Origin of the sequence: Alcaligenes sp. DN25, from assembly GCF_023674485.1 — a bacterium.
Lineage (GTDB): Bacteria > Pseudomonadota > Gammaproteobacteria > Burkholderiales > Burkholderiaceae_B > Alcaligenes > Alcaligenes phenolicus.
This window is the reverse complement of sequence record NZ_CP098408.1, coordinates 2860552-2883461: the sequence shown is the minus strand read 5'-3', so window position 1 is coordinate 2883461 and position 22910 is coordinate 2860552. Positions and strand designations below refer to the sequence as shown.

18 protein-coding genes and 4 tRNA genes are annotated in these 22910 nt (G+C 53.5%); 17 read left to right on the top strand and 5 right to left on the bottom strand.

What is annotated here, in order from left to right; all coding sequences use genetic code 11:
* Nucleotides 1-15: 15 nt before the first annotated feature.
* Together NBV64_RS13445 and serS are read left to right on the top strand one after the other, a co-directional pair.
* Nucleotides 16-1329, top strand: coding sequence for a replication-associated recombination protein A (locus NBV64_RS13445; RefSeq protein ID WP_250755932.1), 1314 nt, complete (start codon nt 16-18; stop codon nt 1327-1329).
* Nucleotides 1330-1471: 142 nt separating this feature from the next.
* Nucleotides 1472-2818, top strand: coding sequence for a serine--tRNA ligase (serS, locus tag NBV64_RS13440; protein ID WP_021446897.1), 1347 nt, complete (start codon nt 1472-1474; stop codon nt 2816-2818).
* 81 nt (nt 2819-2899) lie between these two features.
* Here the strand turns inward: serS and NBV64_RS13435 are convergent, their stop codons facing one another.
* On the bottom strand, nt 2900-3208 hold the full coding sequence (locus NBV64_RS13435) for a hypothetical protein (protein WP_026483206.1): 309 nt from the start codon (nt 3206-3208) through the stop codon (nt 2900-2902).
* A gap of 192 nt (nt 3209-3400) precedes the next feature.
* Nucleotides 3401-3811 carry a hypothetical protein gene (locus NBV64_RS13430; RefSeq protein WP_009456725.1) on the bottom strand — a complete coding sequence of 137 codons (411 nt, stop codon included), beginning with the start codon at nt 3809-3811 and terminating at the stop codon, nt 3401-3403.
* Between the two features lie 299 nt (nt 3812-4110).
* On the opposite strand from NBV64_RS13430, the gene NBV64_RS13425 reads away from it, so the two are divergent.
* The 3 genes from NBV64_RS13425 (at nt 4111) to yaaA (ending at nt 6208) form a co-directional block, all read left to right on the top strand.
* Nucleotides 4111-4200, top strand: a tRNA-Ser gene (locus NBV64_RS13425).
* Nucleotides 4201-4560: 360 nt separating this feature from the next.
* Complete coding sequence (locus tag NBV64_RS13420) at nt 4561-5343, top strand: 3-hydroxybutyrate dehydrogenase (protein WP_250755931.1); 783 nt, start codon at nt 4561-4563, stop codon at nt 5341-5343.
* A 79-nt stretch (nt 5344-5422) separates the two neighbouring features.
* Nucleotides 5423-6208, top strand: coding sequence for a peroxide stress protein YaaA (gene yaaA / locus NBV64_RS13415; protein WP_250755930.1), 786 nt, complete (start codon nt 5423-5425; stop codon nt 6206-6208).
* 245 nt (nt 6209-6453) lie between these two features.
* On the opposite strand, the gene NBV64_RS13410 is transcribed toward yaaA, so the two are convergent.
* A complete protein-coding gene (locus tag NBV64_RS13410; protein WP_250755929.1) occupies nt 6454-8739 on the bottom strand; it encodes an FUSC family protein in 2286 nt (761 codons plus the stop codon).
* A gap of 440 nt (nt 8740-9179) precedes the next feature.
* Here NBV64_RS13410 and ilvB point away from each other — a divergent pair, with 440 nt between their 5' ends.
* From ilvB to pnp, 6 genes are all read left to right on the top strand, one after another.
* Nucleotides 9180-10901: a biosynthetic-type acetolactate synthase large subunit gene (gene ilvB / locus NBV64_RS13405; RefSeq protein WP_021446893.1), complete on the top strand. Its 1722-nt coding sequence runs from the start codon at nt 9180-9182 to the stop codon at nt 10899-10901.
* Nucleotides 10902-10911: 10 nt separating this feature from the next.
* Nucleotides 10912-11403, top strand: coding sequence for an acetolactate synthase small subunit (gene ilvN / locus NBV64_RS13400; protein WP_003801075.1), 492 nt, complete (start codon nt 10912-10914; stop codon nt 11401-11403).
* 215 nt (nt 11404-11618) lie between these two features.
* Nucleotides 11619-12635 carry a ketol-acid reductoisomerase gene (ilvC, locus tag NBV64_RS13395; RefSeq protein ID WP_009456705.1) on the top strand — a complete coding sequence of 339 codons (1017 nt, stop codon included), beginning with the start codon at nt 11619-11621 and terminating at the stop codon, nt 12633-12635.
* Between the two features lie 407 nt (nt 12636-13042).
* Nucleotides 13043-13810 carry a CDP-diacylglycerol--serine O-phosphatidyltransferase gene (pssA, locus tag NBV64_RS13390; protein WP_250755928.1) on the top strand — a complete coding sequence of 256 codons (768 nt, stop codon included), beginning with the start codon at nt 13043-13045 and terminating at the stop codon, nt 13808-13810.
* A 166-nt stretch (nt 13811-13976) separates the two neighbouring features.
* The gene (gene rpsO / locus NBV64_RS13385) at nt 13977-14246 is read left to right on the top strand and encodes a 30S ribosomal protein S15 (protein WP_003801068.1); all 270 of its coding nucleotides are present in this window, start codon (nt 13977-13979) and stop codon (nt 14244-14246) included.
* Between the two features lie 89 nt (nt 14247-14335).
* Nucleotides 14336-16474: a polyribonucleotide nucleotidyltransferase gene (gene pnp / locus NBV64_RS13380; RefSeq protein WP_009456700.1), complete on the top strand. Its 2139-nt coding sequence runs from the start codon at nt 14336-14338 to the stop codon at nt 16472-16474.
* 604 nt (nt 16475-17078) lie between these two features.
* On the opposite strand, the gene NBV64_RS13375 is transcribed toward pnp, so the two are convergent.
* Nucleotides 17079-17164 (bottom strand) — tRNA-Leu (locus tag NBV64_RS13375).
* A 12-nt stretch (nt 17165-17176) separates the two neighbouring features.
* Nucleotides 17177-17266, bottom strand: a tRNA-Ser gene (locus NBV64_RS13370).
* A 233-nt stretch (nt 17267-17499) separates the two neighbouring features.
* On the opposite strand from NBV64_RS13370, the gene NBV64_RS13365 reads away from it, so the two are divergent.
* From NBV64_RS13365 to NBV64_RS13340, 6 genes are all read left to right on the top strand, one after another.
* Complete coding sequence (locus NBV64_RS13365) at nt 17500-18474, top strand: NAD(P)H-quinone oxidoreductase (RefSeq protein WP_250755927.1); 975 nt, start codon at nt 17500-17502, stop codon at nt 18472-18474.
* Nucleotides 18475-18632: 158 nt separating this feature from the next.
* Nucleotides 18633-19373, top strand: a complete 741-nt coding sequence (gene tpiA, locus NBV64_RS13360; RefSeq protein ID WP_250755926.1) for a triose-phosphate isomerase — start codon at nt 18633-18635, stop codon at nt 19371-19373.
* An 18-nt stretch (nt 19374-19391) separates the two neighbouring features.
* On the top strand, nt 19392-19799 hold the full coding sequence (gene secG / locus NBV64_RS13355) for a preprotein translocase subunit SecG (protein ID WP_009456694.1): 408 nt from the start codon (nt 19392-19394) through the stop codon (nt 19797-19799).
* A 226-nt stretch (nt 19800-20025) separates the two neighbouring features.
* Nucleotides 20026-20110, top strand: a tRNA-Leu gene (locus NBV64_RS13350).
* A gap of 621 nt (nt 20111-20731) precedes the next feature.
* The gene (locus NBV64_RS13345) at nt 20732-21937 is read left to right on the top strand and encodes a porin (protein WP_250755925.1); all 1206 of its coding nucleotides are present in this window, start codon (nt 20732-20734) and stop codon (nt 21935-21937) included.
* Between the two features lie 606 nt (nt 21938-22543).
* Complete coding sequence (locus NBV64_RS13340; RefSeq protein ID WP_003801061.1) at nt 22544-22903, top strand: NADH-quinone oxidoreductase subunit A; 360 nt, start codon at nt 22544-22546, stop codon at nt 22901-22903.
* Nucleotides 22904-22910: the final 7 nt, after the last annotated feature.

The following is a 22910-nucleotide window of genomic DNA, read 5'->3' as shown; positions in this document are numbered from 1 at the left end:
GGAAGGGCGATCGCCATGCGTGATTTGTTCGCTCAGGAACCCGCCGCACCTTTAGCCGAAGCACTACGCCCCAAAACTCTGGATCAGGTGGTAGGGCAGTCTCACCTGCTGGGCGAGGGCAAGCCACTACGTTTGGCTTTTCAGTCCGGCAAACCACACTCCATGATTTTCTGGGGGCCTCCCGGCGTGGGTAAAACCACGCTGGCACGTTTGACGGCCAGTGCATTCGAATGCGAGTTCATCGCCTTGTCCGCCGTCTTTTCAGGCGTGAAAGATATCCGAGCCGCCATGGAGCAGGCCCAGCAGAATCTGGCCATGGGCAAGCACACCATACTGTTTGTGGACGAGATACACCGCTTCAACAAGTCTCAGCAAGACGCGCTGCTCCCTTATGCTGAAAGCGGCTTGGTGACCTTTATTGGTGCCACCACGGAAAACCCGTCCTTCGAGGTTAATTCGGCCTTGCTGTCGCGGGCGCAAGTCTATGTGCTCAAGTCTCTGACGGATGATGAACTCAAACTTCTGCTACGCCGTGTACAGGAACAAAATGCCCTGGATGGCCTGGAGTTTGAGGATCAAGCCGTCGACATCTTGATCGGTTATGCCGACGGCGATGCCCGACGCTTTTTGAACCTGCTGGAGCAGACCAATACGGCCGCCAAGACTTCCGGCACCGAGTTGGTCACGACAGACTTCCTGCAAAATGCGCTGACCCTGAACTCCCGGCGTTTTGACAAGGGGGGCGACAATTTCTACGACCAGATCTCTGCTTTGCATAAATCGGTGCGCGGCTCCAACCCGGATGCCGCCTTGTATTGGCTGACCCGGATGCTGGACGGCGGGGCTGATGCCCGCTATTTGTCGCGCCGCATCATACGCATGGCTTGGGAGGATATCGGTCTGGCCGATCCGCGCGCCATGCAAATTGCCAACGATGCAGCCTTGACCTTCGAGCGCCTGGGCAGCCCCGAGGGGGAGCTGGCGTTAGGGCAGGCCGTGATTTATCTGGCTATCGCAGCCAAGAGCAATGCCGGTTATATGGCATACAACCAGGCCCGCGCCTTTGTGAAGCAGGATAAAAGCCGCGAAGTGCCAGTGCATTTGCGCAACGCGCCCACCAAGCTGATGAAAGAGCTGGGCCACGGTCATGCGTATCGCTATGCGCATGACGAGCCCAATGCCTACGCGGCGGGTGAGACCTACTTGCCAGATGGTATTCCCGATCCGCATTGGTATCAGCCCGTGCCTCGTGGTCTGGAAATCAAGATTGCTGAAAAAATGGAGCGCCTGCGTCAGCTGGATGAGCAGGCCGGTAAAAAAGACACCTAAGACAGGACAGGCGCTTGCCTGACCTGTCACCCCCGTATTTCCCGATATCTCCGTACTGCTTGCGCTGTGCTGCGCTTGTGGTGGCTTGTGGTTAAAATCACCAGATCAATCGGGATTGAACCATCACCTATATGGCTATTAAATGTTAGATCTGAACCAATTACGCAAAGACTTGGAGCCGCTGGTACAGGGCCTGGCGAAACGTGGCGTGCAATTTGACACCGAGCGTTTCCAGCAGCTGGAAGCCCGCCGCAAAGCGGTACAGGTGGAAACCGAAACCTTGCAGGCCGAGCGCAATGCACTGGCCAAACGCATCGGCCAGCTCAAGTCCAAGGGCGAAGACGCCAGCGAAGCATTGGCTCAATCCCAGCAAATTCCGGTGCGCCTGAAGCAGCTGGAGCAGGACTTGTCCCAAGTGCAGGCCGAGCTGTCCTCCTGGTTCGCCACGATTCCTAACCTGCCGCACGAAAGCGTGCCGGTAGGCGAGTCCGAAGAAGACAACGTTGAAGTACGTCGCTGGATCCCCGGTCCTAAAGATGATCAGGGCAATCCTGCGCACATCACCTTTGAGCCGCGTGATCACGTGGATCTAGGTGAGCAGTTTGGTCTGGATTTTGAAGCCGCTCGCAAGCTGGCTGGCGCCCGTTTCATGGTTCTGCGTGGTCCTCTGGCTCGCTTGCACCGTGCTCTGGCCCAGTTCATGCTGGATACCCAAGTGGAAGAGCACGGCTATACCGAGTGCTACACCCCATACATCGTGAACGCGTCCACGCTGTATGGTACCGGCCAATTGCCCAAGTTCAAGGACGATATGTTCTGGGTCACCAAAGGTGGTCAGGACAACGAGCCAGCCGATCCGACCGAATCCAAGCCTGAAGACCTGTACCTGATCTCGACCTCCGAAATCAGCCTGACCGGTACTGTGCGTGACGAGATTCTGGCCGGTGACGATCTGCCTATCCGCCTGACTGCTCACTCGCCTTGTTTCCGTTCGGAAGCCGGTAGCGGTGGCCGAGACACCCGTGGCGTGATCCGTCAGCACCAGTTCGACAAAGTTGAAATGGTGCAGATCGTTCATCCTGAAAAATCCTATGAGGCGCTGGAGTCCATGGTCGGTCATGCCGAGCATGTTCTGCAGGCTCTTGAACTGCCATACCGTGTAGTGCAACTGTGCACTGGCGATATGGGCTTTTCTGCCGCCAAAACCTACGATCTGGAAGTGTGGTTGCCTGCCCAGGACACGTTCCGCGAGATCTCGTCGGTGTCGAACTGCGAGGCTTTCCAGGCTCGTCGTCTGCAGGCGCGTTTCCGCGCCGACAGCAAGGCACGTCCGGAGTTTGTGCATACGCTGAACGGCTCTGGCCTGGCCGTAGGCCGCGCCTTGGTGGCTGTGTTGGAAAACCACCAGCAAGAAGATGGCAGCGTGATTGTGCCCAAGGTTCTGCGTCCTTATATGGGCGGACTGGAACGTCTGGTGCCGGCTAAATAAAGTCACTGTCCGGAATGGAAAAAGGGCTGATGACCTTTGTGGTCCTCAGCCCTTTTTCATTCATGGTTCCGTAGTGATGGATTAGTCATCATCCCAGTAACGCTCCTGCTGTTTGCGCCAGCGCTTGTGAGCGCGTCGCTGCTCCTTGCGCCATTCCTTGTTGGAGCGACCATATTCCACGTAGCCGGGACGATAGACGTAACGTGGCGGGTGGTAAACCACTGGGGGTGGGGCGACATAAACCGGGCGTTCCACAACATGAGCGGGTGGGTAGTAGATCGGCCCGTAACCGATACCCGGAATACCGACATTGATATCGACATTTACACCGCCCGCAGAGGCGGCGCTGGTGCTCAAGGCCATTAAACCGGCTAATAGTAGTTTTTTCATAAGCTGCACCTCTAATGACACTAGCTGCAGCGATTGTTGCCTAAAACCTGTAGTCCAAACGTTAGGTAATCCTGGCAAAGCACTTCCAAACGCAACACGGTTCGTATGCGCTATGCCAGGGGTTTACCTTTCTTAACACATGTTTCTCCTTTTGCGGCAGGAGGGCATGAGTGCATGAGTGCATGAGAGCATCTAGAAGGTATGGCGTTCAACCTGACGATGGCGGACAGGGCGCCGGTTGTAGTTCGCGTGCAGCTGCCGACCGTGCACAGAATCCAGTTGCTTGCTCAAGTGTGGCGCATGGCGTACGTTGCGTTGCGCAGGCTCTGCACGTGGCTTGGAGTTGACTTCCAGAAACCAGAGACAGAGTGCGGCCCAGAAGAATAACGACAGGATATTGACCAATCCGCCTCGCAAAGAAGCGTAGCCTGTCGCTTCTGAAGCCTGGATACGCAGTAGATCAGACAGAACCGGGATGGAACCCAAGGTTTCAACTACCAGGCTGCCTGGTATCCGAAAAGCCCAGCGCAGAGTCTGGAGAACCTCATTCAGGCTGTATATGCCGTCGCCGTTGGCGTCGATAATCCATTGGAAGGTTTGCATGACAATTCCTTTTATCAAGTCCAGCAAGTTGTGCCGGAATTACAAGGACTGCCTTGGAAAGGCAGGGCTGCGATGCATCAATGTGTGTTTCCAATATAGGCCTGCGGCTCAGGGTGAACAAGTGAATTAGGCCAAAATAGAGGGTAAACCCTTGATTGAAAAGAGCTCTTTGGTTTGAGTGGCTGGTCTTATCAAGAAACTCCGCTCTTTGACGCAAGTGCTATGTCTCTTTAGTGCTTGTCAAAGAGTGTTCTTTGATCTATATTTATGGGCTTGCTTGTAACCATATAAGCAATCGCGGACAGGTGGCAGAGTGGTCGAATGTACCTGACTCGAAATCAGGCGTACGTGCAAGCGTACCGTGGGTTCGAATCCCACCCTGTCCGCCACCTGAAATTTTGAAAGCCCTTGATTATTCAAGGGCTTTTTTATTTTCTGCTGGTTTGATCGTCCTGCTCTCTCAGCATGGTTTATTGGCTGTTTTGTCACATAAGAACGTTAAGGTAAAAGTGTCAGTCGCGGCCGATGTTCGGAAAACTCATCCGCAACATTGTGTATGGCCGACTTTTCCCCGCGCAGGCCGAAGTTCTAGGGGGTAATGCGCTAGTACTTGGTCCGATGGCGTTTGGCCTTGTTTTGCAAGCCTTGATGATTGCTGACAAAACGAGCCCATTGCATTTCCCGGCAATGCAGACCGCCGAGTACACTTGGGGTTTCAGTTCCCTGTTGTCCATACTCACGAGGTATCTATGCTGAAAGGTAAAAAAGCGGTCGTAACAGGATCGACCAGTGGTATCGGTCTGGCCATGGCCACCGAGTTGGCAAAAGCCGGTGCAGATTTGGTGATCAATGGTTTTGGTCAGCCTGAAGATATCGAGCGCGAGCGCAGCACGCTGGCGTCCAAGTTTGGTGTCAAAGCCTATTATCTGAATGCTGATTTGAGCGACGCACAGGCCACGCGTGACTTTATTGCCAAGGCGGCAGAGGCCTTGGGCGGTTTGGATATTCTGGTCAATAACGCTGGTATTCAGTACACCGCGCCTATCGAAGAATTCCCGGTGGATAAATGGAATGCCATCATTGCCTTGAACCTGTCAGCCGTCTTCCACGGCACAGCGGCTGCCTTGCCCATCATGCAAAAGCAGGGGTGGGGGCGGATTATCAATATCGCCTCGGCACATGGTCTGGTGGCCTCGGTAAATAAATCGGCTTATGTGGCTGCCAAGCATGGTGTCGTGGGCCTGACCAAAGTGACCGCACTGGAAAATGCTGGCAAGGGTATTACGTGCAACGCAATCTGCCCGGGCTGGGTACGGACTCCCTTGGTGGAAAAGCAGATCGAAGCTATCAGCCAGCAAAAAGGGATTGATATTGAAGCTGCCGCACGCGAGCTGCTGGCTGAGAAACAACCTTCCCTGCAGTTTGTGACTCCTGAACAATTGGGCGGTGCTGCTGTGTTCCTGTCGTCTGCCGCCGCAGACCAAATGACGGGTACGACGCTAAGTCTGGATGGTGGCTGGACGGCTCGCTAATTGCTGTCAAAGCGTGTTTTGTAGATGGCAGATAAAGGGCATGGCCCTTTATCTGTTTGGAAAGAAAGGATATAGGCGCATGTTGTTATTGCTCTCGCCAGCGAAAAAGCTGGACTACGATTCCCCTGTACGCACGCAGCTGGAAACCCAGCCTCTGTTTGTGGAGCAGGCGCAAGGCTTGATTGATATTTTGCGCACTCAGTCCGAAGAGGGTATTGCCGGCTTGATGAAGCTGAGCGACGACCTGGCGCGCTTGAATGTCCAGCGTTACCAGGAGTGGGAGCCCAAGTTTGACCGCTCCAATGCCCGTCAGGCCATTCTGGCTTTTAATGGTGATGTATATGAGGGCATGGCTGCAACGGATTTGTCGGACAAGGAGCTGAAGTGGGCCCAGGACCACATTGTGATTCTTAGCGGTTTGTACGGTGCTTTACGTCCTTTGGATTTGATGCGTCCTTACCGTCTGGAAATGGGCACTCGCTTGAAGAATCCCGAAGGTGCCAATTTGTACGCTTACTGGGGCAGCCGGATTGCCAATTATTTGAACGAGCGTCAGGAAGGCGAAGCCAAGCCCGTTGTCTTGAACTTGGCCTCCGAAGAGTATTTCAAGGCGGTCGATCAAAAAGCCTTGCGTGCCCGTGTGGTTCAGTGCGTTTTCCAGGACGAGAAAAACGGTGTCTGGAAGATTATCAGTTTCTACGCCAAGAAAGCCCGTGGTTTGATGGCCCGCTTTGTCATCGACAAGCGTGTGCAAACAGTGGAAGGCTTGAAGGCGTTTGATCGCGAGGGGTATGTATTCCAGCCTGAGCTCTCCAGCGAGGACAAGCTGGTGTTCCGTCGCTCCGAGCACGATGCCAAGGCTTGATAAGTAGTTAGCGTTGTTGCTTGCGCCGTAAGAACAGCTCTTTAGCTGATCTGCGGTCTTGCAGGTAAAAAAGGAAAGGCAAGGCCATGTATTTGCGCCTTGCCTTTTTATTTTTGGTCCTGCGAACTGAGGAGGGCTTGGCACCCTATGCTCTTTTGCTTTGTGCTTTGTGCTTTGTGCTTTGAGTTCTTGTTTATTTGGTCCCGACACCGAGCTCCAAATGTATACGGGACATGGCATGGCCATCAGGCCCCTTGCTGTTTCAGTTCCTGCTTGCGCTCAGGCGGCAGTTGCGGGCCAGCGCTGTATTCCAGGCCTCTCATATCCTGACGTATCAGTTGGGCGGCCTTGACCATCTGACGGATAGGGTAGGCCAGCATGGCCAGCTCACCGTCGGTTTCGATGGAGGCAGGCGGGTCGGCATCCTGGTCGTTAATCAGTGCGCCAATGGCATCCAGGGAGTTCTGGATGCCTGGCGGAATCTGACTCAAATTAGCCAGAAGCGGGGCAGCGGCACTGATCTGCGAGGCCAGCACGTGGTTCTGAATCAGCAGATTATTCAGCAGGGATACATTGGCTTGTCGGCTAACTGGTTCATCCATCATGCGATAAAAGGCCGATGCAAAGTTGCTGAAGGCAATGTGTACGTTCTTGTTTGCCACTTGCCAGGCGGTGTCGGCTTCCATCAAGTCCAGATCCACCTGGTTTTTTTGGGCCTCTGTCATGGTGGGTTCGCCTTCCTGACCGTTTTTAAGGATCTGGTTATGCAGGCGGCTCAAGCGAGCGAATTCCAGCCCTGCACGCCAGAACTCTTTGTTGGCGGCCAAGGCTGCTCGGGCCAGGCCTGTCATGGCGCTGGACTCCCAGTTGGGCAGCAGGTAACTGGCGGCCATGGCGATGCCGCAACCAATCAGCGTATCCACCAGACGTTCTCCAATGATGAAGGAGCCGCCCGTGGACAGGAATTGGAAGGACAAAATCACAAAGATTGTGTTGAACAGGGCCGATAGCAGGAAGTTCAGCTGAACCAGGCTGTTACCCAGGAGGTAGGCCAGCAACATGGCGATCAGATACAGCTCGCGGTTGTCCGTTAGCTTCAGGAGCAGGAAGGCCGCCCCGCAGCCCAGTACCGTGCCAAAAAGGCGCCAGCCATTGCGTTGGCGCGTGATGGCAAAGCCCGGTTTCATAATGACCAGAATGGTCAGGATGATCCAGTAACTGTGCGCTGTCAGGGCGCTGACCAGGCCCAGTTCGCTTTGGAAATGAGCGCTGAGTGCACCCACTCCCAGGGCCACCATGGACGCAATGCTGACACGTGCCGCGTAGCGGAAGTGCGAGGACTTCAGCTTCATATTGCTGCTGAGCATGCCCAAACGCAGTTCTTCACGCGAGAGCATGCGGCTTAGCGATTTATTCAGGTATTGATCGACTGGCATATTCTGGCTGGCACGATGCGACAGGCTTGCCATGCTGTCCACAATGCGGTTCAGGTTACGCAGTCGGCGCAAGACCTGGACTAGCAGGGCGTAGGTCTCAGGGTCGGATTGAGACATGCCCTGACGTTTGTACTTCTCCAGCTCGTATTCCATGGCGCGGATTTCCGCTTTGACGCTGGAGCGACGGGTGGTGCGAGCGCTGCGCGAAACATTCATGGCAATGCGGCCGATATCCAACGAAAGCTTGTGCAAGCCATCACGCGCAAAAACCATGAAATCGCTGTCGGAAAGCTGACGGCGCAGGACGGTGTAGTCGGTATAGGTCGCGACCAGCGAGTCCAGAATGCTGACCATATTCAAGAAGATGGTCAGCAGTGCCTTGCGATGGTGATCGCCTCGTCCATAACCGCGCGGCAATTCACGCAGTACCACGTCGCGAGCGGCCTGGTGCTTTTCGGTCATATTGGATTGAAGATTGATCAGCCGTCTATAGCAGGCGTCCAGATCCGAGGTGGAGTCATAGAATTGCGAGCGCGCTTCCATGTATTCAGCCGTGGCAAACAGGGCTACCGCCAGTGTCTGGCGCTCTTCCCGATACCAGAACAAGCGTCGGAACAGGGTGCTGAACAAGTAATAGGACAGACCGCCGGCAAAGGAATACAGCGTGTGCGCCAGTACCTCGTGAGGCTGCATGGGAAAGCGCATCGTCAAGGTCATCAGCAGCAGGGCGGCAAATCCGATCAGCCCGCCGCGACGACCAAACACGGAGAACATGCTGTACAGAAAGCACAGAAACGGTACGCACAGCACCAGCAGCAGGGGAGAGCTGGAGGCCAGACCTGTCAGGCCAACGGTGACCGTGCCCAGCGCAATACCGCCCAGCATTTCATTGTTGCGATAGCGGCGTGGGCCGCCGGGCTGGTCAATGATGGCAACGCAGGTGGCACCCATGGACGCAATGACGCCAATGTCATAGTGACCAAAGAAGCGGCCCAAAATAATGACCGGCAACAGCACACCGATGGACTGGCGCAGTCCGCCGAAAAAATAGTGGCTATACAGGAATTGTTTTAATTGTGGGATGGGCGATGCCATAAAATACCCGGACAGCTCGTCATAGGTAGACAGTATATCGTTTTACGTATGCAAGCTTTAAGCCTGTTTTTTTGCACTTTACCAACAATCACAGTTGCTCGCTTTGTGCAGTCAAGGTAAAGTAACCAGGTGTTTTTGCTCCTTATCCGAGCAAATTGTAGCGAGGCACTGTTAACCGGGCCATCCGCCCGGTTTTTTGCGCCTAAAAACTTTGTTGCTGGCCGCGTCACAAGCGTGGGATGCCAGGACTTCCGTTTCAAGCTAACGCATACGTTTGTGTATGCACGCACTGGGTGTCGAAGAGTGCAGGCCGGACGGTAATGTGTCTGGGTGGTGTGGTCCTGTGGGCCATGAAGCGCCAGATCATGTTGCTGACATCGGTTCAAGCTCGGACCGTCGTGGTCAGTCGATATTGCAGAGCAAGACTGAAAGGAAAACTCATGTCTGAATTAAATGGCGCAGATATTGTTGTGCGCACGCTCGCGGACGAAGGCGTGGAACACGTTTTCGGTTATCCGGGTGGTGCCGTTCTCTATATCTACGACGCAATCTTCAAGCAGGACCGCTTCCAGCACATTCTTGTGCGTCATGAACAGGCTGCTGTTCATGCTGCGGATGCCTATTCCCGTTCGTCCCAAAAAGTTGGCGTGGCACTGGTAACCAGTGGCCCGGGCGTCACCAATGCCGTCACCGGTATTGCGACCGCTTACCTGGACTCCATTCCGATGGTCATCATCAGTGGGCAGGTCAGCACCCAGGCAATTGGTGAAGATGCTTTCCAGGAATGTGATGCCATCGGTATCACCCGTCCTTGCGTCAAGCACAACTTCCTGGTGCGCGATGTTCGTGATTTGGCCGATACCATTCGCAAGGCATTTTTTATTGCCACGACAGGCCGTCCTGGTCCTGTGCTGATTGATATCCCCAAAGATATTACGACTGCAACGTGCAAATACACGCCCAAGCGTGGCGAGGTCAAGATGCGTTCCTACGCACCTGTGATCAAAGGCCATCAGGGGCAGATCAAGAAAGCTGTCCAGATTCTCAATAGCGCCGAGCGCCCGCTGATTTACGTTGGTGGTGGTGTGGTGCTGGGTAATGCTGACAGCGAACTCAATGAGCTGGTCAAGTTAAGCGGTGCTCCTTGCACGACTACCTTGATGGGTCTGGGTGCCTATCCAGGTACGGCGGATCAGTACATCGGCATGCCCGGCATGCATGGTACTTACGAAGCCAATATGACCATGCAGCATTGCGACGTTCTGATCGCAGTGGGTGCACGGTTTGATGATCGAGTGATTGGTAATACCCGCCACTTCGGTCAGAACCCACGCAAGATCATTCATATTGATATTGATCCTTCGGTAATTTCCAAGCGCGTGAAAGTTGATGTGCCTATCGTGGGCTGTGTCAAAGACGTGCTGACAGAGTTCAATGAGCTGTATGCGCAAAGCCGTCAGGAATCGCAGAACCAGCCCTCCCTGAATGATTGGTGGAAACAGATCAATGTCTGGCGTGGCAAGAACTCCTTGGCCTACGCCAAGTCGGACGAGCTGATCAAGCCGCAATACGTGGTGGAATCCCTGTGGGAAGTGACGGGCGGCAACGCTTTCGTGACTTCTGATGTGGGTCAGCACCAGATGTGGGCGGCTCAGTACTACAAATTCAATAAGCCTCGTCGCTGGATCAATTCCGGTGGCCTGGGCACGATGGGCGTGGGCTTGCCTTACGCAATGGGTGTGCAAATGGCCAACCCTGGCCAGGATGTTGCCGTCATCACTGGTGAGGGCTCCATTCAGATGAACATCCAGGAACTGTCTACGTGTAAACAGTACCGCTTGAGCCCCAAGGTTCTTTGCCTGAACAATCGTTATTTGGGCATGGTGCGCCAGTGGCAGCAAATCGACTACGGCTCGCGCTATTCCGAGTCTTACGTGGATGCACTGCCTGACTTTGTCAAACTGGTGGAAAGCTATGGTCACGTGGGTCTGGAGATCGACAAGCCAGCCGATGTGGTCCCCGCTATTCGCGAAGCTTTCACCACGCACAAAGACCGCCTGGTATTTCTGAACTTCATCACGGACCAAACCGAAAACGTGTTCCCGATGGTGAAAGCAGGCCGCGGCCTGACAGAAATGCTCTTGGGCCCGGACGATCTGTAAGGAGAGAATCATGAAACACGTCATTTCTATCCTTCTGGAAAACGAGCCCGGCGCACTGTCCCGTGTGGTCGGCCTGTTTTCGGCCCGTGGCTATAACATCGAGACCTTGACGGTTGCTCCAACCGAGGACGACACCCTGTCTCGCATGACTATCGTTACCCGAGGGGCGGACGACGTCATCGAGCAGATCACCAAGCACTTGAACCGTCTGGTTGACGTGGTCAAGGTGGTGGATCTGTCCGAAGGCCCACACATCGAGCGTGAACTCATGCTGATCAAAGTGCGGGCGGTGGGCAAGGAACGTGAAGAGATGAAGCGCATGGCGGATATTTTCCGCGGTCGCATCATTGATGTTACGGACAAGACATACACCATCGAATTGACCGGTGTTCAAGACAAAATTGCTGCTTTCATCAATGCGCTGGATCGTACGGCCATTCTTGAAACAGTGCGCACCGGGGTCTCTGGTGTCAGCCGTGGCGAACGAGTCTTAAAGCTGTAAGCCAAGGCTTTTTCAGGACATAATTACCGCTTTTATTCAAGGAGCTGCTTTTTAAGGCAGCTCCTTATAAAGGGTAAACACGGCCTGACGCTGTGTAGACCGCGGTGGCCCTGTTCTGAAAGTAATGAGTCAAGGTCCTTTTTGTGCCGCTGCTGCATGAGCGGCCATTCTCGAATTGCTGTTTAAGCGAAATTATTAAATTTGGAGCACCTGAAATGAAAGTTTTCTACGACAAGGATTGTGATCTTTCCCTGATCAAAGGCAAGACCGTTGCCATCATCGGTTACGGCTCGCAAGGCCACGCTCACGCCCTGAATCTGCACGAGTCCGGCGTTAACGTGGTTGTTGGTCTGCGCAAAGGCGGCGCTTCCTGGAGCAAAGCCGAGAACGCTGGCCTGAAAGTTCAGGAAGTGGCTGAAGCCGTCAAGAGCGCTGATGTCGTCATGATCTTGTTGCCTGACGAAAACATTGCTGAGGTTTACCGCAACCAGGTTGCTGAAAACATCAAGCCCGGCGCCGCTCTGGCATTTGCTCACGGCTTTAACGTTCACTACGGCCAAGTTGTGCCACGTGACGATATCGACGTCATCATGATTGCTCCCAAGGCTCCTGGTCACACTGTGCGTGGCACCTACAGCCAAGGCGGCGGCGTTCCTCACCTGATCGCTGTTTACCAGGACAAGACCGGCGCTGCTCGCGACGTAGCTCTGTCTTACGCATCGGCTAACGGCGGTGGCCGTGCCGGTATCATCGAAACCAACTTCCGCGAAGAAACCGAAACCGACTTGTTCGGTGAACAGGCTGTTCTGTGCGGTGGTGCGGTTGAGCTGATCAAGGCTGGTTTCGACACGCTGGTTGAGGCTGGTTACGCTCCTGAAATGGCTTACTTCGAGTGCTTGCACGAACTGAAGTTGATCGTGGACCTGATCTACGAAGGCGGTATCGCCAACATGAACTACTCGATCTCCAACAACGCCGAATACGGCGAATACGAGACCGGTCCGAAGATTGTTACCGACGAAACCCGCAAAGCCATGCGCCAGTGCCTGGAAGACATCCAGACCGGCGTGTACGCCAAGAACTTCATCCTGGAAAACGCCGCAGGCGCTCCTACCCTGATCTCGCGTCGTCGTATCAACGCCGAATCGCAGATCGAGCAAGTGGGTAGCAAGCTGCGCTCCATGATGCCTTGGATCGCCGCTAACAAGCTGGTCGACAAGTCCAAGAACTAAGTTTGATATCGGGGCAACCTCATAAGCTGCCCTGGTCTTGAGCCTGAACCGGCTGACGTCTTGCGGCGTTAGCCGGTTTTTTTATTGCTGCAAGAATTTGGCTTTCAGCGGCGCCTCTGCTGGGGCTAAAAAAAGGATGGAAGCGCCTTGTTTTCGTCTTATAGCCGTATCGGTGAGGGCGCGATAAAATGCAGTGCTTGGTTTGACCATCGTGCCCCTGTTGGGGTGGTGCGCAAGCGAGTTCGATAAAATCTACTGTTTATCCATGAACTCCCTGGCCGCAGGCCTCTTGGTCATTTCTGTTCGCTCTGGCTTATATATGCTGGAATTATTTGCACTCTGTAGCCTTGGGGACAATGCTACATTCGAGTGTTCAGTCCTTAGCAACAACTCTTAAAGCATAAATTATGCCCAATTTGCTCAATGATGAAACCCGTCGTCGGCGTAGCATCTATCTTCTGCCCAACGCATTTACGACCGCCAATCTGTTCGCGGGTTTTTATGCCGTTGTGCAGGCCATGAATGGCCGCTTTGAGGTGGCAGCCATCGCCATTTTCCTGGCGCTGGTGTTTGATGGTATGGACGGGCGGGTTGCTCGTTTGACCAATACTCAGTCCGCCTTTGGCGAGCAGTACGACTCCATGGCCGACATGATCTCCTTTGGTGCAGCGCCCGCGCTGGTCATGTACGTCTGGGCCATGCAGGGATTGGGCCGCTGGGGCTGGTTGGCTTCCTTTATTTACGTAGCTGGTGGTGCGCTGCGCCTGGCCCGCTTCAATACCAATATTGAAGTGGTCGACAAGCGCTTTTTCCAAGGCTTGCCCAGCCCGGCAGCCGCTGCGCTGGTCGCTGGCTTTGTCTGGCTGGCGGTGGACAACAAGCTGTCTCTGCAAGTGAATGTGATTCCCTGGGTTGCCTTTGGTTTGACCATTTATGCCGGCCTGGCCATGGTCTCCAACGCGCCGTTCTACAGCGGCAAGTCCTTTGCGATCAGACGTAGCGTGCCATTTTGGGTCATGCTGCTTTTTGTGCTGGTCTTCGTGTTTGTCTCTACGGATCCGCCGGTCTTCCTGTTTGGCCTGTTCTGCCTGTATGGCTTGTCGGGCTGGTTTGTGATGGCCTGGCGCTGGCGTCGAGCCCGTGCTTTGGCACGACTTCGGCGTGGAAACAACTAAAATCCCCGGCTTTGGCAGGCGAGCAGGCCGAAATGCTTAACGCCTTGTCCGGTTTTTCGTTATAATCGTTTGCTTGCACTTGGCCTGATGGGCCCGGTGCACTCAATCTCATTTTCAACACGTTAGGGCACCTCGGTCCTAACGCAAGTCTTAGAGGCTAAATAAAATGGCAGTTGCAGATATCAAAAAAGTCGATATCGTTTCCGAGTTTCAGCGTAAACAAGGCGATACAGGCTCCCCAGAAGTGCAAGTGGCTTTGCTGACCGCTCGCATCAACGAATTGACCGGCCACTTCAAGGCTCACAACAAAGATCACCACTCCCGTCGTGGTCTGTTGCGCATGGTTAGCCGTCGTCGCAAATTGCTGGATTACCTGAAAGGTCGTAATCCAGACGCTTACCGTGCTTTGATCGAAAAACTCGGTCTGCGTAAGTGATACCGGGGCTGGCTCCCCGCTAAACAACCGTGCATTCGGCGAACTGGTTTCGCTGTGTGCACGGTTTTTTTATTGTAAGGATTCTCCTAATGTTCAATAAAGTCACCAAGTCTTTCCAGTACGGCGAACATACCGTCGTTCTGGAAACCGGCGAAATCGCACGTCAGGCGTCAGGTGCCGTGCTGGTTTCGATTGAAGACACTGTTGTGTTGGCCACTGTTGTTGGCAAAAGCGAAGCGAAAGCAGGTCAGGACTTCTTCCCGCTGACCGTTGATTACGTCGAAAAAACCTACTCCGCTGGCAAGATCCCTGGTGGTTTCTTCAAGCGTGAAGGCCGCCAATCCGAGCGCGAGATCCTGATCTCCCGCCTGATCGACCGTCCACTGCGTCCTCTGTTTCCTGAAGGCTTCTACAACGAAGTTCAGGTCATCATTCACACGGTATCGGTCAACCCTGAAATTGATCCTGATATCGCTGCCATGATCGGCGCCTCGGCTGCCCTGGCTATTTCCGGCATTCCTTTCAACGGTCCTGTGGGCGCTGCCCGTGTGGGTTACATTGATGGTCAGTACGTGCTGAACCCATCCGCTACTCAGCTGAAATCTTCGGCTCTGGATCTGGTTGTGGCTGGTACCGAGCAGGCTGTGCTGATGGTTGAGTCTGAAGCCAAGCAATTGTCCGAAGAAGTCATGCTGGGTGGTGTGGTGTTTGCTCACGAGCAAATGCAAGCAGCCATCAACTGCATTCATGAACTGGTTGAAGAAGCTGGCAAGCCGGAGTGGGATTGGCAGCCTGCTGCTGTTAATGAAAGCCTGTTGGCTGCGGTAACCGCTGCTGCCGAAGAAGGTCTGACACAGGCCTACCAGACTCGCGAAAAACAAGCTCGTACCGAGCAAGTGCGCGCTGTTTACGCTCAGGTTAAAGAAACGGTCAAGGCTCAAGCTGAAGCCGCCGGTCAGGATCAGCCTGATATGGTTGCCGTCGAAAACATGATGTTCGACCTGGAAAGCAAGATCGTGCGTTCGCGTATCTTGAGCGGCGAGTCCCGTATTGATGGTCGTGACACCCGTACCGTTCGTCCTATCAGCATCCGTCTGGGCGTTCTGCCCCGTGCTCACGGTAGCGCCTTGTTCACGCGTGGCGAAACTCAGGCATTGGTGGTCACCACTCTGGGTACCAAGCAAGACGAGCAGATCATTGATTCGATTATGGGCGAGTACCGCGATCGCTTCATGATGCACTACAACATGCCTCCATTCGCCACTGGCGAAGCTGGCCGTTTCGGCGCTCCCAAGCGTCGTGAAATCGGTCACGGTCGTCTGGCCAAGCGTGCTTTGACTCCCTTGCTGCCAGCCGCTGAAGATTTCCAGTACTCCATCCGCGTGGTGTCCGAGATTACTGAATCCAACGGTTCCTCCTCCATGGCATCGGTGTGTGGTGGCTCCCTGTCCATGATGGACGCTGGTGTGCCTGTGCAGGATCACGTGGCTGGTGTGGCCATGGGTCTGATCAAGGAAGGCAACAAGTTTGCTGTGCTGACCGACATTCTGGGTGACGAAGATCACCTGGGCGATATGGATTTCAAGGTTGCCGGTACCGAGAAAGGTATTACTGCTTTGCAGATGGACATCAAGATCCAGGGCATCACCAAGGAAATCATGCAGGTTGCATTGGCTCAGGCTCACGAAGGCCGTATGCACATCCTGGGCAAGATGAAAGAGTCCATCGACGGTTCCCGTACCGAGATGTCCGAATTCGCGCCTCGCATGCTGACCGTGAAGATCAACCCCGAGAAGATTCGTGACGTGATTGGTAAGGGTGGTGCAACCATCCGTGCCCTGACCGAAGAAACCGGTACACAGATCGATATTTCGGATGACGGCACCATCACGATCGCCAGCGCCGATCTGGACAAGGCCCGCGAAGCCGAGCGCCGTATTAAAGAGCTGACCGCTGAAGTGGAAGTGGGTCAAGAATACGAAGGTCCTGTGATGCGTTTGCTGGACTTTGGCGCGATTGTGCAAGTGCTGCCAGGCCGTGACGGCTTGCTGCATATCTCCGAGATTGCCAACTACCGTATCGCCAATATCAATGACGTGCTGAAAGTAGGTCAGGTTGTTAAGGTCAAGGTCATCGAAGCTGACGAGAAAGGTCGTCTGCGTCTGTCGATCAAGGCTATCGGCGGTATCGAAGCTCAAGGCGGTCCAGCTGCTCCTGCTGCTTCCTGATAGCGCTTGCAGTCTGCTTGAAGAGAAACCCGCCGAAAGGCGGGTTTTTTGCGTTTGGCTGCTTTTTGGGAACATGGCTGCGTATCGGGTTGTGCCAAGAGCTGGAGGGTAATATGTTGGTGCTGTACCTGTACCTGTACCTGTACCTGTACCTGTACCTGTACCTGTACCTGTACCTGTACCTGTGCTTGTTATGCCTGTGGTTTCAGCCGTAGCCGTAGCCTTAGTTGTAGTTGTAGTTGTAGTTGTAGTTGTAGTTGTAGTTGTAGTTGTAGTTGTAGTTGTAGTTGTAGTTATGGCTGTGACTGTGAATGTAACTGTGACTTTGCTTGTTGTTGGTTCGCTATTTTTGATCTGTTTGCTTCTTGGGAGCAGTTTCGGTCCTGGAGGAGCTGGAGAGGCTTTACTTACGGAGCGGGGGGATAAACAGTCGGTCAGGTTCAGGTGGTGCTTGCGGGGTGATGGATTGGATTGGGTTTTCAGGCAGGACGCAAAAAAGCCCGCTTTGAAGCGAGCTTTCTTGATTGGTACTTATTTGTCACGAGCGAATAAAAACCGAGGTTTTTATGGTGGGTAAAGAGATCTGCCTGCTATCGTGAATATTTGGTGCATCCAGCCGGAATCGAACCGGCACGATCAAAGATCGAGGGATTTTAAGTCCCTTGCGTCTACCAATTCCGCCATGGATGCAGCGGGAGATGATGGCGGAAGCGGTGAGATTCGAACTCACGGATGGGTTACCCCATCGCCGGTTTTCAAGACCGGTCCATTCAACCGCTCTGGCACGCTTCCTGTCTGTTGGGCTTTTCTTCCTGATAAGTCACATGCACAAAAAAGCACGGAGGCCAGGAAAGCCTTAAAGTGTAACGTATAAATTTGCTAGCGTCATCGAAATAATCTGTTTTCATGGCTGGAATAGGGCGTTGATGCCAGTGCCTGTGATAGATTGCAGCAGGTAAGGCGGCTGCTTATGGTTTGTGCTTGCAGCCGCGCTGGAAAAATAGTCTAGATATCAGGGAGTAGGTATGCGAGCTGTTGAAATTACCGAGTTTGGAAAGCCGGAAGTGTTGCGAGTGGGCGAGCGCCCCATGCCACAAACAGGTCCTGGTGAAGTGCTGGTCAAGGTGCTGGCGGCGGGCGTGAACCGTCCGGATGTCTTGCAACGAGCAGGCGCTTACCCGCCACCGGCTGGTGCCTCTGATATTCCCGGCCTGGAACTGGCCGGTGAAATCGTATCGGGCGATGTGCAGGGCAGTGGGTTCAAGATTGGGGATCAGGTCTGTGCGTTGGTCACTGGTGGTGGCTATGCCGAATATTGTGTGGTGCCAGTACAGCAGTGCTTGCCTATTCCTGCGGGTTTCAGCTTGCTGGAGGCGGCGGGGCTGCCAGAAACTTTCTTCACTGTCTGGAGCAATGTGTTCGACCGTGGTCAGTTGAGCAAGGGTGAAACCCTGCTGGTTCATGGCGGTGCAAGCGGAATTGGAACAACAGCTATCCAGTTGGCGGTGGCTTTGGGGCATACGGTATATGCCACGGCAGGCAGTGATGAACGCGTGGAGGCCATTAATCGCTTGGGCGGGATCGGCATCAACTATAAAACCGAAGTTTACGAAGACGTCATCAAAAGCAAAACAGGCGGCCGTGGTGTTGATGTGATTCTGGATATGGTCTCTGGCGACTACATCAACCGGGATTTGACGTGTCTGGCCGATGACGGCCGTATCGTCATTATTGCTTTGCTAGGTGGGGTGAAGGCCACGATTAATTGTGGGGAGATTCTGCGTCGTCGCCTGACTATTACCGGCTCAACCTTGCGGTCCCGCTCTGTCGAGTTCAAGGCGCAACTGGCGCAGGCTCTGAAAGAGCGTGTCTGGCCTTTGCTGGAAGCAGGGCAGGTACGTCCCTTGATTCATGCCACTTTCCCCTTGGAAAAGGCGAGCGAAGCGCATGCCATGATGGAGGCGGGTGAGCAGGTGGGCAAGATCATTCTTGTTCCATAAAAGCAGCAAGGGTGGCATAGCCACCCTTTTTCTTGCCGTTCTGAAACGAATTTTCTGTCAAATATGCGCGAAATGGATTAGCACGCGCTACAATAGCCGGTTAGCTGCGCCTTGATTGTGGGCGTTGGTGTAACTTTTTGACTGGCATCAAGGGAGCAATGAGCGTACATTCTTCGCGTAAACGACTGGTTGCGGGTAATTGGAAATTAAATGGCTCGCTTGATGGCAACAGCCGTCTGCTGCAAGAACTGCTCGTTCAGCCTGGTGTGCAGGCAGATTGTGATGTGCTTGTATGCGTTCCTTATGTGTATTTGCCTCAGGTGGCAGGTATCTTGAAAGATTCGACCATAGCGGTCGGTGCTCAAGATGTCAGTGTCCACGCCAAGGGTGCATACACTGGGGAAATCTCGGCGGCAATGCTGGCTGATATCGGCTGTCGCTGGGTGATTGTCGGGCATTCCGAACGCCGTCAGTATCACCAGGAAAGTAGCGCTCAGGTTGCCGCCAAAGTTGTTGCGGCACTGGATGCGGGCTTGACGCCTATTGTCTGTATTGGCGAGCAGTTGGCCGATCGTGAGGCGGGGCAGGAAACCTGTGTGGTGCAAGATCAGCTTGAACCCATTAAGGCTCTTGGGGCTGAAGTGGTATCCAAACTGGTCCTGGCGTATGAGCCGGTCTGGGCTATTGGTACGGGCCTGACTGCAACGCCGGAGCAAGCGCAGCAAATGCATCAACAGATTCGTGCCTATATGGAGTCGGATCAGTTGCGTATTTTGTACGGTGGCAGCGTGAAGGCGGATAATGCCGCCGAGCTGTTCGCCATGCCGGATATTGATGGTGCCTTGGTGGGTGGTGCATCTTTGGATGCGCAAGAATTTTTACGTATTGTGGCCGCTTAAAGGGTCTGGAGTCTTTAAATGCAAGATTGGATGTCTTCCGTTCTGATGGCGGTGCAGGTTATCTCCTCGCTGTTGATTATTGGTCTGGTTCTGCTGCAGCAAGGCAAGGGCGCTGATATGGGCTCGGCCTTTGGTGGCGGCTCGGCAGGGAGTGTGTTTGGTGCGGCAGGTGCGGCGAACTTTTTGTCGCGCATGACCAAATGGGCGGCAATCGTCTTTTTTGTGTCCACCGGTGGTTTGGCTTGGGTTGCTCATCATCCTGCGCAGAAAGTAGATGCGGGGGTGATGCAAGGTTACGAATCGTCTGTTCCTGGCGCAGCTCCATCGGGTGCAGCTTCGGTTCCGGCCCCTGACGCCTCTGTGCCAGCTGCAGTTCCTTCGGCAACTCCTGAGCAAAGCGCTCCTGCGGTTCCTGCTGCTGAGTAAGTTCGATCTGTTTGGGACTTCAATGCTGCTCTATATATAGAAGGCGGTAAAGATCACAAGCAGGATCGGAAAATACGATATCAAAGCCCGCCTCTAATGGCGGGCTTTGTCTATTTGGCGTTGTTTGTGTGGAATATGCCTGTGTACGTGCTTTTTTAGGTGTTTTGGGCTGTTTTGTACTGACAGCTTTACTTTCGTCATGCTAATATCGCTGTCTTGATTGCTTGCCGACGTGGTGGAATTGGTAGACACGCTATCTTGAGGGGGTAGTGGCGAAAGCTGTACGAGTTCGAGTCTCGTCGTCGGCACCAAACAAAAAGTTGAAAAGTTCTGCGATTGCGGAGCCTGGAAATAAAACCTGATCCTGACAAAGGGCAGGTTTTTTTTTGCCATTTTTTGGGCGTTTTGCCGTCTTGTGTAAATTGCTTGTGTTGTGATTTTCAAGACTTGGTCTTGATTGTCTGAAAAGTGATTGAACCGGGTCAGTGAATGCTGAATCCCATGTTGCTGTGAATTCCCATAATGTGGGAATTTATCAAATGGATTGAGTGGCCGGCTTTGGCTCTCGATAGGCTGGGGTCGGCGATCTTGTCTTTTTCGGTGCTGATTTCATTTTTTGCCTTATTTGCAGAAAACCAGCATTGGCAACCGATTGCTCGGATCACTTAAAGCAAGTTCTTAAGAAGATTCCGGCTTTAGCCTGCTAATTGTCGTGCTTGTTCAAGGCGGCATGGAAAGCGGCTTCAAGTGGGTTTTTGTTGTGTATAGCCAACAAGCTGTGCACAAAGATTCACGTTTCCGAAGGGTTTCGTAGTCAAGCGACGGGAATTTTGATGCAATAGCGTTAACTTCCCATCGCGGAGTTAGAAAGAGCAGCAGCACTGTTGTAGTTGGGCTGCTCTGATTTACTCAAATCTACGGAGATTTCTTACATGAAAAAGACTCTGCTCGCTGCTGCTCTGATGGCCGGCTTCGCTGGCGTCGCACACGCAGAAACGTCTGTCACCCTGTACGGTATTCTGGACGCTGGTATTGGTTACCAAAAAGTTAAAGGCACTGAAGGTTATTCCAGCAACGGCCAAGGCGCAGAAATCAACTCCAAGCGTACTGGTCTGATCAACGGCATTCAGTCCGGCAACCGTTGGGGCCTGAAGGGTTCCGAAGATCTGGGCGACGGTCTGCGCGCTGTGTTCGTTCTGGAAAGCGGCTTTGATCTGGGTACCGGTAACTCCGCTCAAGGTGGCCGTCTGTTCGGTCGTCAAGCCACTCTGGGTCTGGCTGGCGACAGCTGGGGTCAACTGGACTTCGGTCGTCAAACCAACATCGCTTCCAAGTACCTGAGCGCTGTTGCTGATCCTTTCGGTGGTGGCTTCGACCAAGCTAACATCGGTGGCGCATTCACATCCGCCAACACCGTTCGTTACGACAACATGGTCATGTACCAAACCCCTAACTTCTCCGGCTTCCAGTTCGGCGTTGGTTACTCCTTCAATGGCAACGGCAAACAGTCGTGGGACAAGGATCTGCCATTGGTTGGTGGTGGTACTGCTAACTCCAAAGACTTCAACAAACAAGCCATCACTACCGGTCTGCGTTACGCTAACGGCCCAGTTGGCTTGGCTGTTACCTACGACCAAATCCGTAACCGTGGTCTGACCCCAGTTACTGCTGGTGGTCAAGTTGTTGGTGCCACTTACAACGGTGGTCAGGACACGACCGTCAAGTCTTGGAACATTGGTGGTAGCTACGACTTTGAAGTTGTGAAAGCTTACTTGGCTTTCGGTCAAACTCGTAACGGCCTGTTCGAAGGTCAAACTTTCGGCGAGCTGAACCAGCAAGCTTTCCTGGGTAAGGGTCTGAAAGTTAACTCCTACCTGGTTGGTCTGTCCGCACCTGTTGGCGCCGGCTCGATCATGGGTTCTTGGACAATGGCCGATCCTCGCACTGCTCCTGATACCTTCACGAACTCCACCGGTTCTTGGGAAATGAAGAAGCAGCACACATTCAGCCTGGGTTACAGCCACCCACTGAGCAAGCGCACGAACGTGTACGCAATTGGTTCCTACGCCAAGAACGTGTACTTCATGCCTGATGCTAAGTCGACTTTGATCGGCGTTGGTCTGCGTCACCAGTTCTAATCGATTTGCGTAGCATGTCTACGCATCGCGATGAGCAAGTCTTCGGGCTTGCTTGAGCTGAAGAAGTATAAAAAGCCATCCTTCGGGATGGCTTTTTTATTGCTAGTTATCTGAGGTGTTCAGGTCAGTCTGTTTGGGTTGCTGCTCTTGGGCTGGTTTGAAACTGTTGCTTCTAGGGTTGTTGGTATGTGTTTGTCCTCGCTCTTGCGGTTTGTGTGCGTGCGGATCTGTTGAATGAGGTGATGCTGAGGTTCGCTGTGCCTGGTGGCCGAACCGGTTGTGTGGTGTGCTTGCCTATCTGCTATTCCGACTGCTCGGTCTTGTTTGTCTTGCTTACAAAATAAGCGCGAAAAATCGTTTTCCTGGCTGTTGTGGCTGACATTTTCCTTACAAAAGCGGGTAAGATAATTGATTGGTGCTTGAAATCGCAACCCTTAATAAATTAAATAATCAATAGTTGAAGGGTTTTTGGTCAGGTAGCTGACAGTTTTTGCGGCATGGGTGCAACACCCTTGCATAGATGTAATGGTTTGGGGTTATCCCCCAAAACTGTGCTCTCAAAATGCTACAATCCAAGAGTTTATTTACTGCGATTGGATGCTTTGCATGAACCTGCAAGAGTACTTTCCCGTTTTGCTATTTATCATCGTCGCCACTGGGATTGGCCTGGCTCTACTTTTAGTCGGTCGAGTGCTCGGTCCAAACCGGCCCGATGCTGAAAAGCTCTCTCCTTACGAATGCGGTTTTGAAGCATTCGGTGATTCGCGCATGAAGGTGGACATTCGTTACTACCTGATCGCGATTCTGTTCATCATGTTCGATCTGGAAATCGCTTTTCTGTTTCCCTGGGCCATGGCCAATGGAACAGTAGGCCTGGTCGGTTTCTGGACCGTTATGGCGTTCCTGGCCGTTTTGACGGTCGGTTTTATCTACGAATGGAAAAAAGGCGCTCTGGACTGGGAGTAAACCCATC